This window comes from Methanospirillum hungatei (assembly GCF_020216685.1).
Lineage (GTDB): Archaea > Halobacteriota > Methanomicrobia > Methanomicrobiales > Methanospirillaceae > Methanospirillum > Methanospirillum hungatei_B.
In genome coordinates this window covers 1-13,909 of record NZ_JAIWNS010000136.1, presented here as the reverse complement: position 1 = coordinate 13,909, position 13,909 = coordinate 1, and the positions used below count along the sequence as shown (strand labels likewise).

Genomic DNA, 13,909 nt, shown 5'->3' with positions numbered 1-13,909 from the left:
CGGATGCCACATCAATTTCTGACCGGGGCATATATAGAAGCAGTGTGTTACCGGGGAATTCATAGAGATGCAAATGAACAGATAGATGCCAGAAAGATAACCGGCCCTCTTGATGTTCAGATCGATGATGCAATACATTTCTTGAGACGAAATAACCAAGTGATGGCAAAAAAAATACCATATAGGATAGATTACCCTACATTTTCTGAGATCGCTGTATTTGAGGCGATAGTGAATGCAGTTGCTCACCGGGATTATTCAATCTATGGATCCAAGATCCGGTTTTTTATTTTTGATGACCGTCTTGAGATCTATTCTCCGGGAAGTCTTCCAAATACCATATCCATTGACACACTCCCGTACCGGCAGATTACACGAAATGAACTCATCACATCGCTGTTGTCAGAGATTCCGGTGAAAGGATTTTCATCCTCAATTCCCCGCTCTCATTACATGGAAAAACGAGGAGAAGGGATTCCCTTGATCATATCTGAGTGTCTGAATCTTTCCGGAAGAGAACCAGAATTCAGATTACTGGATGACAGTGAATTCATGATCACGATGTTTGCAGGAAAAAAACCAGACTCAGATCCCTCTGGAGGAGGGACCGGCTAGTCAATTGGTTTCCCATGACCATAATGCTTTAAGAGAAACGCCCGGACTGCATCTGACTGAACCCATCCGTGGTCCAGCTGGGTGACAAGGGCATCAATACGTTTCACCTGCTCAATAATTTCTTCATTCTCTTTCGTATCTTCCAGTGAGGCAAGAGACATAATGATTGAAAGAGGATTTCTAATCCGGTCATTGAGGATCTGAAACTGTTCCATATTATGCTCAATCTGAACCAGACCTTTCTTTTCAACCTCCTTCTCTATTCTGACCAGGGCAGAGACATCATGAAACTGACCAATAACCTCTATAACCCCGTCTGCGGTTACAATCGGGACGATTGAACAGTCAAACCAGAAATCCTCCTCATGATAGGTGAAATGATGAGTAGCATGAAGAGAACTGCCATATTCAAAGACCGTCTGGATCTGCACCGTGATCTTTTCGAAAAGATCGGATGGGAGAATCTCTTCCAGAGAAGGATATGGCGGATTTTCTGATGAGATATGAAAGAAAGCCACGGCACGGGAATTGAGAAATGCAATGGATGTATCCCGGTTTAGGATGAAGAGCAGATCTTCAGAGAGTTCAGCAATGGTCCGATACCGTTTTTCACTCTCAATGAGAGCCTTGTCCATGGCATGTTTATAGAGAGCCATCCGGATTGTGGTATGTAATGCCCGTTCATCAAGTGGTTTTATGAGATACCCGAAGGGCTCATAATGAACCGCTTTCTGAACCGTTGCCTCATCAGAATGGGCGGTAAGATAGATGACCGGTATATTATAATCTCTGCGGATGGTATCAGCAGCCTCTATTCCGGTCATCTCTCCGCGGAGTGTGATATCCATGATCATAACATCAGGGCGGAGTTCTCCAGCCTTTCTGACCGCCTCTTCTCCGGTATCAAGAATATCAAGGACCTCATACCCAAGGTCTTCAAGGCGTGCCCGTATCTCAAGGCCGGTTACAAACTCATCTTCAACGACAAGTATCCGGGTGGCTGAATTCATTCTTGTCTGCCTCGTTCAGTGTGACGGTGTGGGAATAGGGACGTTGTATGGGATCGGTTCCCTGATATCAGCTGATGCTCTGAATATCCTGAAGTCTACATATTATCATACAAGGAGATAGAGATTGTGATCATCAGATTATCATATATTTTTCGCAAAGCCGGGCATCTATGCCGGGCATGAAAGGAGAGGATGAGAGGAGAGGATGAACGAATAATCTGGCAGGAAGATCAAGCAGGAAATTCGATGATATAGCCAAACCCCTGGTACGTCTCATATCTGACCGTTCCATTAAGTTGTCCGGCAAGACCCCTGATTAACTGCATCCCCAGTGTATCGGGTTTCTCTATGGCCCCTTTGTCAGGAATCCCAGGTCCGCTGTCCTGATAGATGAGCCGGTACCGGGAGTTTTCCAAAGAGAAATCTATGCGAATTTCTCCAGACAGCCCCTTTGGAAAGGCGTGCTTAATTGAGTTGGTAATCAGCTCATTGACGATAAGGCTGAGTGGAACGGCTTTCTCAATCGAGAGGAATACATCTTCTGACCTGACCTTAAGAAGAATAGTCCCCGGGGATATCTGGTATGATTCAAAGATATGGTGAGCGATCTTCTCCAGGTAATCCTTGTAATCAATCTTCTTAAAATCTTCTGACTGGTAGAGTTTCTCATGGACAAGAGCAATTGACCTGATCCGGTTCTGCGACTCCAGAAGAATATCCCTGACTTCCGGTTGCTGTGTGGAACGTGCCTGCATGAAGAGGAGACTTGAGACAACCTGCATATTATTCTTAACCCTATGATGAATCTCTTTGAGCAGAACCTCCTTCTCCTGTAAGGAAATATTCAGTTCCTTTGTTCGCTCCTGAACCTGCCCCTCCAGGTTTTCATTCAGGTACCGTAACTGGTCTTCAATCCTCTTTCGTTCCGTGATATCAGTCAGGACATTGAGCGATGCAGGCACTCCGGAATAATGTATCTTCGTCCCCCTGACCTCAACCGTTCGCTTTTCCCCTCCTTTTGTGAATATCTCAATTTCATACGGGATTATCTCTTCTCCTTTCATCCGCTTGCGGATAGCGTCTGCAATTGTTGCATGATACTCAACCGGAATATAGCTCAAAAGGGATGTTCCCACAATCTCTTCAATTGTATATCCAAGCATCCGGAGCGCTTCAGGATTTACATAGAGTATTTTTCCATCCTGATGAACAAGGATGATATCAGGGACATTATCAACCAGTAACCGGTATTGTTCCTCACGAGAACGGATAATCTGAGTCTGATCTTCAATCTGTTTTGTAAGAGAACGGTTCAGGTTCTGCAATGCTTCCAGTGCATTCAGCCTGTCCCTTACCACCGAAAAGAGCAATAACCCGGTTATTGAAGTAACAACGATGAAGAGTTGTATGGAGAGGAGATGAACCGGGGGGTTCTGACCGAAAAATGCCCCTTTTTCTAACCAGACCATGGTTACGGCAATAAGATCACCTATGAGCAGTGTGGCGAACACATGGATGGAGGAAAACCGGAACACAGCATAGATTACAAAGATGAGAAACAGGTAGGGGCTTGTTCCTTGGAAGATGAGGTATAAACCCGGAAACAGGATCAGGTAATACAGGAAGTATTCAACCCACTCATTCCATGATACCTTTGGAATACTATTCGGATAGGAATAGAGAAGCAGAGGGGTAATAATCAGCATCCCGGAGAGATCGCCAAGCCACCAGGTAAACAGGTTCAGCGGGATCTGATCCATCAGGACATATCCCTGGGACACGAGGATTATAACACCGATAAAACCTCCGATAAGGGATGATGTCGCACTGATTCCAAGAAACCGGAACGTGTTTACAGGGGGGATCAGAGAGAATGGTCCCTTAGGAAAGATCTGATAAAAGGAATAAAATACCAGGGCCTCGATGCAGTTCCCACAACCTATCAGAACTGAGGAGAGCGGTGATATACCGGTACTCAATACCACCAGGGTTGTCGCGGCAAAAACACCAGGAAGAACCGGATATCGCCACCGAAGAATGGCAGCAGCAGCAATACCGGAAGGAATCCAGATGGGTGAGACATTCCCGTAACTGATCCCAAAGTTCAGGCATAATTTGGCAAGTATACAATACGCAATCGTAAATAACAGGATGCGGAGAACAACCGGCCAGTTATTCAGGGAATCGAATCTCATACCTGATCCCTTCTCCAAGGTCAATCTTCATCGTACCGGTCAGTTGTTTTACCAGTCCGTTGATCAACTCAAGACCAAGCGTTTTTGGTGATTCAATACGTAAATTCGGGGGCAATCCAACTCCATTATCAGAATATATCAGAATATACTCGCCTTGAGAGAGCACAAATTCAATACTGACCTTCCCGCTCCGGCCCTCCGGAAATGCATGTTTCAGACTATTGGAGATGAGTTCATTGACGATAAGACTACAGGGAACTGCTTTTGATATGGTAAGGTACACCGTCTCTTCAGATAACCGCAGTGATATCCGATTGGAATCTACCTTGTATGTGTCAAAGATATTCCGGGTAATCTTCCGGAGGTACCGTGTATAATCAATCCTATCAAGATCCATGGACTGATAGAGTTCTTCATGGACCAGGGCTATCGATTTCACCCGGTTCTGGCTTTCAAGGAGGATCTCTTTCAGCCTGGGATCCTCTGACAGTCTGGACTGCATGAAAAGGAGGCTTGATACCACCTGCATATTATTCTTGACCCGGTGATGAATCTCCTTTAAGAGGATCTCTTTCTCCCGAAGCGATGTTGCTATCTGTTCTTCCATCTCCTTCTGTCTGGTCACATCATGATAACTAAAGACACGGCCGACAATGGTGTACTCAATACGCTGGGGTCTTGATGTCCGCTCAAATATCCTGTTATCAGCCAGTTCGATGACATCAAAAGAGTCTAGTTCAGGATTTTGATAGATCTCTACAATTCTGGAACAGAAATAACCCGGATTCTTTACCCTTACTGCCTGCTCTTTCAGGACTGCCCGCTCATCACCGAATCGCAGCACAGAATCAGGAATCTGCCACATATCTGCGAATATTTTATTATATACCGAGATATTCCGGTTATTATCCACTACAAAGATGCCATCGGGGGTCGATTCGATGGTGGCCGATAATACCGAGAGGGTCTCAAAAAGTTTCTTCTCTGCAGAACGTCGTTCTTGAACCTCTGCCTGGAGTTCTTCATTGATAAACTGTAACTGATTTGTCCGCTCAATGACCCGCTCTTCAAGCTCCAGATTGAGTGATTGTATCCTCTCCTCATTCGCTTTTGAAGTTGAGATATCAAGGACAAATGCGACTGCTTCTTCCCTGGCCTCACCAAGAAGTACATACCCGGTAAGCACCCATATCCGGGAACCATCTTTTCTGATATACTGTTTTTCATACGGACTGCAGACCCCGGTCTGTTGTGCCTCGGTTATCGCCTCAGCATCACGGGCATGGTATTCAGGGGGAGTGATATCGGTCCATTTCACACGGTCCCTCAGGAACTCCTCCCGTGTATACCCAATAATCCGGAGAAACTCATCATTTGCCTCAAATATACTGCCATGAATATCAGAAAAAACTGAACCAAGGATCCGGGAGTTAAATAATGCAGACAATTTTTCCTGGTTCTGCCTGAGGTCTTCAATGAGCAGGTATTTTTCAGTGATATCCTGAATGACCCCAAACACTTTGACGGGTTTTCCTTCTTCATCATAATGGAGCTCTCCGATAGAGGACAGGTACCGGTCTTCGGACCCATCAGCAGGATGGATACGATAGGTGGTATCAAAAGGAATATTCCGTTCAATTAAATCATGAATTGCAGTAGAGATCCGTTCCCGGTCAGGAATACAATCCAGAATTTCCGTGATGTCATGCAAACCATCCGCAACAGGGGAAAGTCCATAGATACGACATGCCTCCTTTGTTGCCCAGACCTTCCCGGTTTTGATATAATACTCCCAGATACCGACACGACCCGCTCGTTGTGCTTCAGTGAGACGATGATTCAGTTCAGTCAGTTCTCTCTCATTCTCCCTTGTTTTCCAGAATATCAGTACACCAAGACCGGCGATACATAGGAGGAGTACAATACCCCCCATCACAAACCGGCTGAACTCGGTGAAGTGAGCATATATCTCATCCTGGTCAATTTTCGCTACAATGAACCAGGGAGTATCAGATATATTGGTGATCGAAGCAACAACCGGGACACCACGATAGTCATCTCCTCTCACGATCCCCTTATATCCCTTTGCCGCCATAACCGCAGGTACATTCTCCTTACTGGCCGGAATAGAGAGAGAAAGACTTGCGTTCGGCACATGACGAAGGTCATTTAAAAACAGAACTTCATCTCCGACCAGACGGACGATAAGGGATTCTGCACTTCTGGTTGGGGTGGGCCAGGTCTGGATCAGCGGGAAGAGATATCTTCCTGGATCGATCTGAAAGACCAGGACTCCTAAGGATCTTTCACCCGGACGGAGACGGACCGGGACCCAGAACTCTATCTGAATGATGCCTGATTCAGGGTCTTTGAAGATGTCAGTGAAGAGTGGAGTATCAGAATCAAGTGCTCTTTTCAGGGTTGTGTCTGAACTATAACCGGATACTGATGCCGTGTCAGGGACAGATATCACCATCTCACCGGTCCGGTTCAGCAGTATGATGCCCCGGTAATCATAACTGGCTACCAGACTGTCGAACCAGGCGATAATATCTTCCCTGGAAACATCATATTTTTGGGAGACTTCCAGATTATACAGATACTGAGAGGGGATCTGATTCACCATGGCAACTTCAGCATCAGAGTACCGCTCATGATACCAGTCCGTAATAGTTTTTGCCTTTAATTGTGCGACGGTTTCTAGTTCAGTGGTTATCTGTTTTTCTGTCTCCTGATGCTGACTTTCAACGGCCAGATATCCAATCAGAATAATGAGACCGAAAACGAGTGATAATCCAAGGATCAAATACAGGAAATGCTGTTTATTTTCAGAAGGAGAAGATATCATAAAGCCCCCCGTCCCCGGAGTTCATTCTGAAACAGGTGAGATTACCGCGGCAGGAATGAATACCATGGCAGTATACCATCAATATTCCAAAAAACCCCTCTTCATTCCATGTTCTGTTCATGACCCATCAGCATGCAATATGTATGCAATAAGTATCCAATTGCCCTCTGAGTATTTGAGTACTTTCCCCACCGGTTCACAGAAGATATACCGATCTGATACCGGAGAAAGAGAGATAAAAAAGAATAGAATGATTAGAAAATTGTGAAAATTGTGAGAAAAATGGGAGGTACTCGTTCATGGACATACCTCATATACAAGAAATGTCGATCATTGTACTATATATATAAGAAAGATAAATAATCCGTTTATGAAACTCCGGACACGGGTTCTTTTGTTATATTTATGCATAATTACCCTTGTACTCGTCTGTCTGGGAGTTATCATGCCTTCATCAATTCATGAAAAAAACCTGCAGACAATTCATGCCGATACAGAGAACCAATTACAACACATCGACTTTGCACTCTCCAATTTTGTCAGGGAAGTTGAGCAGGATATCTCTGAACTGCTGCTGCATGATATCATCACTGATCCTGATGATACCGGGTTTACGAATTTTCTGAATGCATCAGAAGATACCTTCGTCTATCATATCGGCCCGCGGGAGGCGAAAATTATCAATGATCTGAATGCATTCAGGCTTACTCACCCGTCGGTAAATTCGGTATACATGGGAAGGGAGACAGGGACCTTTGTCAGATCCCATCCAAGAGCCAGGCCGACCCGGTACGACCCAAGGGACCGGCCCTGGTATATCCTTGGAAAAGAGAACCCGGATAAAATCATGATGACCGAACCATATATGTCGGTCACATCGCCGGATATCAATATCGGCATAGTCAAGGCTCTGACCTATCCGAACGGGACCGTGTATGGTGTCCTTGGGGCGGACATCACCCTCACCAACCTGACCCGGTATATCTCTTCATTTGATATCGGGAGATCCGGAGAGATAATGCTGGTAAATGAGAGTGGAATCATCCTGGCATCACGAAATGAAAGCGCATTATTTACCAATATCCGTGAATGTCTTGGGGAAGAACAGACAACGTATCTGCTGAACACCAGCAGAGGTATTCTCACCCTCCCGTCTGCATATCTCATCTTTTATACCTCACCCATGCTGGGCTGGAAATTACTGATCACCATCCCGTACCATGAGATTGAAAAAGAGATGCTGGCGTCGGTTACATACATGCTTCTCTTTATCTTCCTCGCCCTTATCCTTCTCAGCATCACCACCCTTATCATCCTTGACAAGACCATAATCCGCCCCCTTTCCTACCTGACCGATATTACAAGGAATATCACCGAGACCGGGAATCTGGATCAGAAGATAGAACTTCATACCAAAGGTGAGGTCCAGGAACTTGCACACTCCTTTGAACGGATGATAGGCAAGATAAAGCAGGAAGAAGAGCAGAAAAACAAGGCATTCAACGAGTTATCATCATACCGGGACCATCTGGAAGATCTTGTCAGGGAAAGAACACAGCAGCTTGAGGCTGCAAACGAGGATCTTATCAGGGAGCGGAACCGTGCAGAGGAGGCAGATCAGTTAAAGTCCGCATTTCTCGCAACCATGTCCCATGAGCTCCGAACCCCGCTCAATTCAATCATCGGGTTTACCGGAATCATCCTTCAGGGGCTTGCCGGGCCACTAAACAAAGAACAGGAGAAGCAGCTTGGCATGGTCCAGAACAGTGCCAGACACCTGCTTGCACTCATCAATGATGTCCTTGATATATCAAAGATTGAGGCAGGAGAACTCAATATCTCACGAGAACCGGTGGATGTTCAAAAAGCAATAGAATCGGTCTGTACAACCCTGAGAAAGAGTGCCGAGGACAAAGGGCTTTTTCTCCACCATGACATATCTCCAGACACCGGGTTTATTATCGGAGACCAGCGAAGAATCGAACAGATCCTCATCAACCTCATCAATAATGCAATAAAATTCACCGAACAGGGATATATCTGCGTGAAAAGTTCGCTCAGGGAGAAGAAGGTATACATCTTTGTTTCAGATACCGGTATCGGAATCAGTGAAGAGGAGATGAAAAAACTATTCAGGCCGTTCCAGCAGATCGATACCGGGACCACCCGGAAACATGAAGGGACCGGCCTTGGATTGTCCATATGCAAAAAACTCGTTGAATTACATGGGGGGACCATTACGGTAACCAGTCAGCCTGGAAAGGGAAGTGAATTTACGGTTATATTACCAGCCGGAGAAGAATTATCATGACTCACAAGGTTCTTGTCATCGAAGATAATGCACAAAATATGTACCTCATCCATTTTTTACTGGAATCACAGGGATATACCGTTATCGAAGCAGAAAACGGAGTAATAGGAATTCAGAAGGCAAAAGAAGAGAAGCCGGAGATTATCCTCCTTGACATTCAGCTCCCTGAAATGGATGGATATGAGATCGCACGTATCATCCGGAGCACTCCTGGTATTGATACCATCCCGATCATTGCCGTCACCTCCTATGCCATGGCCGGAGACAAGGAACGGATACTTGCAGCAGGGGCGACGGATTATATTGAAAAACCGATTAATCCGGCCACCTTTGTGGACCAGATAAAAGTACTTTCAAAACCCGGGAATGAGATCGCAATGAATGTTCTGATAGTAGATGATCAATACATTAACCGATACCTGCTTGAAAAGCTCCTGGCCGGATATGGCTATTCAGTCCTCTCCACTGAGGATGGCATGCAGGCTCTTGAAACATTACAGACCGAACACGTGGACCTCATCATCTCTGATATCCTCCTTCCGAAGATGGACGGATTTCAGCTCTGCCGTGAGGTCAAAAAGGATCCCAACCTGAGTTCGATCCCCTTTGTCTTTTACACCGCTGCATATACCGAACAAAAGGATCGGGAATTTGCCGAAAGCCTGGGAGCAGACCGGTTTATCATAAAACCTACCGATCCTGCCGAGTTTATCGCCATTATCCGCGACCTGATTCACGAAATTCCAGAAGAACAGATTGAACCAAAGACCATAATCCTTGGAGAGAATGAATACCTCACAGAACATAACAAACGCCTGATTCACCAGCTTGAGAAGAAACTTGCAGAACTTGAGGATGTGAATAAAGCACTCCGGATATCTGAAAAGAGATATAAGAGCCTCTTTGAATATGCCAACGATGCCATAATCCTGCATGAGATAACCCCGAATGGCGAGTTTGGCAGAATACTGGAGGCAAATGGTGTCGCCTCCTCATTACTTGGATATACCCATGAAGAACTGCTCAGCAAACATATGGCAGAGATAGACACGGCAAAACAGTTTGCTCATTACCAGGAGTTCATGTCCACATTGCTTGAGAAGAAACACCTCACCTTTGAAGGTGAACATATCGCAAAAGACGGGCATGTCATCCCGGTTGAGCTAAGCGCTCACTTGTTTGAGGAGAACGGGACCAGACTCTGCCTTATTATCTGTCGCGATATCACCTTCCGGAAACATGCAATGGAAGAACTGAAACGGGCAGTATCCCAGATTGACGATAATCTTCACCAGATTGCAATATTAGGGGATCAGATTCGAAATCCTCTCACGGTTATCATGTCATGCTGTGATGAATGTACCATGAAAGAGCATGATACCGTTATCCAGGCAATACAGAAGATAGATGCCTGTATCAGGAAACTGGACCTCGGGTCCCTCAAATCTGAAAAGGTCCGGAATGTCCTCCTTGGACTGAACGGATACAAGACCTATGAAATAAACCCAGAAAGACAACGTCCGGTTCAGAAACAAGATCAAAAGCCGGCATAACCGGATATCAGAGATCCAAAACCAAATCTATGATGAATAGTGCCCATATCCATAAACCAGGTCAGAATAAACCGCTCATATTCCACCCCGGATGCTGGGCAGTGGCAATAGTGGGTATTGGTGTTCTGGGGTTATCAGGCTGGGCACTCTCCTCACGATCCCTTGTCACGATCATGCCGGATAGTGTGACAATAGCACCGATTTCAGCTCTTCTCTTTATTCTTCTTGGAATAAGTATCTATCTTGCGGAATATGGAGTGCGGGATCTCAGGTTTATGATTGTTCAGGATGTTCTCCTCATCCCTCCGGCCCTCATCGGGATATGGGTATTTTTTGTGAGTTTCTTCGGAAAATCCAGTATTATCCACTGGTACACCCATTCATCAGATCAGATCTATCTTATCGCACCAGAGAGTGTCATGTCACCGGTCAGTGCTCTCTTATTTCTCCTGAGTGCACTGGGCCTGTACGTAAACCGGCATCAGTTCAGATATGCACCCGCCCTTGCGGTAATCCTGTCATCTGCCGGGGCGATCCTCATCATCGGATATTTCCTTGGAAATCCATTTTTATACGGCATGAATATAAAACCAACCTCATTTCTCAGTGCTTGCGGGTTTCTCTTTTGTGGAATCGGACAATGGGTATCTGCACACCATGAATAACATGAAGCGGTCAGCTCTTCCTCCATGATCCGGATGATCCAAACCCATCGGTAAGTCCCATACGACGAGGGCATTCAGACATAATCCCATTCTGCAGGTATAAACAAGGGATGGGAAGCTGACTGGAAACTCTATATACATGGAATTCAATTAAGAAGGAATAGACTCCTGCACCTTCGTCCCTCATGACACACAGAGTTCCCATTCATATTCTCCTGAACGGATATCCTGACGATATTTCCAGACTCATACTGGAAGGTATTCAGTCAGATCAGATCCAGATTGATGTGATTGTGCGACCAGACCGGTCCGCATGGGAGAAGTACCCTGATGCTGCCTGCATCCTCATCGGTGACGAACCAGGTCAGAGGGATCTCTCGTCCACAATACAGGAGATCAGAACGTACTGGCAATCTGCAGCCATACTCTATTGTTCCCCTGAGCCAGACCAGCATGACCTTCTCCCCCTTATTGACGGATGGTTCAGGATTGACTCTGCTTCTTCATCATGGAGAGAGAACCTTACCGCTCTTATCATGACCTCAGTTCAGACCCGGAGCCGGATGTATCATCACCAGATCCAGAATCAGATATACCAGAAGATCTTTTCTGAAAACACCATTCCGATGAGCATTACCGATCCCGATACCGGTGAGTTTATCGAGGTTAACCAGGCTTTTGTGCAGGTACTCGGATATCAGCGGGACGACGTGATCGGGAAGACCTCTCTTGACCTGAATATCTTCAAAGATCCAGAAGACCGGAGGAAGATTGTAACCGGGCTTTATGAACAATCATCTCCCCGTGAGAAGGAGATCGTGATCAGGAGAAAGGACGGAACATATATCACCGGTTATTTTTCAGTCTGCTCCCTGAACTGGAATGGAAAACCCATTCTTCTCACCACCATGCATGATATCACCTATCTCAAAGAGGTGGAGGCATCCCTCTCAGCACGAAACCAGTGCATTCAGGAGATCTTATCCAGTGTCAGTGAAGGTATTGTAGTCTATGATACAAAGCTCAGATACCGGGTCTGGAACCGGTTCATGGAACATCTTACCGGCATTCCTGAAGAGGAAGTACTGGGAAAACCAGCCCTGAATTTCCTTCCTTTGCTGAAAGGGGATGATCTCCATGGCCTTCTTGAAAAAGCCCTGAAGGGATATGAATCTCTCTCACAGGATGTATGGTACCAGATTCCCACAACCGGAAAGAGTGGCTGGGTTTCGATCATATACACCCCGTTCCGTGACTCAAAAGGCGACATTATCGGAGTTATTGCATCGGTCAGGGATATCAGCGAGCGGAAAATGGCTGAGGATGAGATTCGCTCACATAAGGGCCTCCTCCGATCCATTATTGACACGGTCCCGGTATCCATCATCTGCTTTGATGAAGAAGGACGAATTCTCCTTGCCAATACCAGTTTCAGTTCATCCTTCGGTCTGAAACCCGAAGCAATAGAGGGGCATACCTATGAGGATTTCTGTCAGGATTCAAGGTTTGAGCGTCATATGCCCTTGATTACCCGTGCATTAAGTGGCCGTGAAGTCCCATTCAATGAAGAGATTGAGCATCCCGGAGAGAGTCCGAAAAAACGGTTTTTAAGAGGGAGATACTCTCCACTCAGAGGATCCAACGGGAGTATCAACGGGGTTGTTGCGGTAATCATTGACATCACGGATCTCAAATCCGCCCAGGCATCTGTTGAACTGGTGAATGCGAAACTAAACCTCCTCTCATCGATTACCAGGCATGATATTCTGAATAGTCTGACCGGAGTTCTTGGATACCTGACCTATGCAGAGGAAGAGGAGAATACAGAGCAGCGTGCCCAATATATCAAAAAAGCACATCAGGTAGCCCTGCTCATTCAGGAACAGATCGAATTTACCAGGGATTACCAGGATCTTGGGGTGAAGGAACCAGTATGGCAGAATGCGGGTCGGGTTTTCTTAACCGCGATATCAGGCCTGAAAATGGGCGATATCCAGGTAAATATTGAGCTGAATGACCTCTTTGTATATGCCGACCCCCTCCTCGAACGGGTGATCTTCAACATTGTGGATAATGCACTCAGATATGGTGGAACGATTACCAGAATAACGTCATACTGGTACCAGACCGGAACAGATGTCATCTGGGTCATCAGGGACGACGGCGTTGGAATTTCGGCGAATATGAAAGAGAGGATATTCAGGAAAGGGGTTGGAAAGAACACCGGTCTTGGGTTATTCCTGACCCGTGAGATTCTTGATATCACCGGGTTATCGATTACTGAAACCGGAAAAGAGGGTGAGGGAGCGGTTTTTGAGATCAGAATTCCTGACGGTGCATGGGAGCAGAAAGATCAGGGATAAGACAATTCCCGATTTCGGAAAAATTCTCCTCATGTTATTATTGATACAAATCTCCGGTTTACTGATTCCTCTTCAAAACCGTTATGGTTTATTAAAAAATTAGAGAATAATCCATATATCCTTAAATCATTTTCAGAGAATAAAGAGGTCATTCTGGACATTAAAGCGACTATTGATTCAAAAAAACTGGTTGATATTGAGATGCAACTTCAAAACTCACCCAGTCTGATGAGCAGGATCCTCTTCTATTGGGCACGGCTGTATGCATCGCAGATAAAACAGGGAAATGATTATAGTGTTCTTCAAAAAACGACTTCCATTCTTATATTAGATGATCTTAGCCATTCAT

Annotated in this window: 9 protein-coding genes; 6 read left to right on the top strand and 3 right to left on the bottom strand. The window is 45.6% G+C overall.

The annotated features are described in order from the left end of the window. Window positions 1-615, top strand: a 615-nt coding sequence (locus LDL35_RS08795) for an ATP-binding protein (protein WP_304021806.1), incomplete at its 5' end; no start/stop codon positions are given. On the opposite strand, the gene LDL35_RS08790 is transcribed toward LDL35_RS08795, so the two are convergent. The 3 genes from LDL35_RS08790 to LDL35_RS08780 all read right to left on the bottom strand — a co-directional run bounded on the left by LDL35_RS08790 (window position 612) and on the right by LDL35_RS08780 (window position 6,668). Continuing rightward, on the bottom strand, window positions 612-1,625 hold the full coding sequence (locus tag LDL35_RS08790; RefSeq protein ID WP_304021804.1) for a response regulator: 1,014 nt from the start codon (window positions 1,623-1,625) through the stop codon (window positions 612-614). The two genes, LDL35_RS08795 and LDL35_RS08790, sit on opposite strands and share 4 nt — an antisense overlap. 230 nt (window positions 1,626-1,855) lie before the next feature. Beyond that, the gene (locus LDL35_RS08785) at window positions 1,856-3,820 is read right to left on the bottom strand and encodes a histidine kinase dimerization/phosphoacceptor domain -containing protein (protein ID WP_304021801.1); all 1,965 of its coding nucleotides are present in this window, start codon (window positions 3,818-3,820) and stop codon (window positions 1,856-1,858) included. Further along, window positions 3,798-6,668: a histidine kinase dimerization/phosphoacceptor domain -containing protein gene (locus LDL35_RS08780; RefSeq protein ID WP_304021799.1), complete on the bottom strand. Its 2,871-nt coding sequence runs from the start codon at window positions 6,666-6,668 to the stop codon at window positions 3,798-3,800. Before LDL35_RS08780 ends, LDL35_RS08785 begins: the two co-directional genes overlap by 23 nt. A 445-nt stretch (window positions 6,669-7,113) precedes the next feature. On the opposite strand from LDL35_RS08780, the gene LDL35_RS08775 reads away from it, so the two are divergent. The 5 genes from LDL35_RS08775 to LDL35_RS08755 all read left to right on the top strand — a co-directional run. Next, window positions 7,114-8,979, top strand: coding sequence for a hybrid sensor histidine kinase/response regulator (locus LDL35_RS08775; RefSeq protein WP_304021797.1), 1,866 nt, complete (start codon window positions 7,114-7,116; stop codon window positions 8,977-8,979). Beyond that, window positions 8,976-10,532: a response regulator gene (locus tag LDL35_RS08770; RefSeq protein ID WP_304021795.1), complete on the top strand. Its 1,557-nt coding sequence runs from the start codon at window positions 8,976-8,978 to the stop codon at window positions 10,530-10,532. The genes LDL35_RS08775 and LDL35_RS08770 overlap by 4 nt, the downstream gene beginning before the upstream one ends. Window positions 10,533-10,561: 29 nt before the next feature. After that, window positions 10,562-11,197, top strand: a complete 636-nt coding sequence (locus LDL35_RS08765) for a hypothetical protein (RefSeq protein WP_304021792.1) — start codon at window positions 10,562-10,564, stop codon at window positions 11,195-11,197. A gap of 185 nt (window positions 11,198-11,382) precedes the next feature. Next, a complete protein-coding gene (locus LDL35_RS08760; RefSeq protein ID WP_304021788.1) occupies window positions 11,383-13,560 on the top strand; it encodes a PAS domain S-box protein in 2,178 nt (725 codons plus the stop codon). A 36-nt stretch (window positions 13,561-13,596) separates the two neighbouring features. After that, window positions 13,597-13,909 (top strand): Rpn family recombination-promoting nuclease/putative transposase (locus LDL35_RS08755; RefSeq protein ID WP_369694904.1); only part of this gene is annotated, 313 nt, incomplete at its 3' end.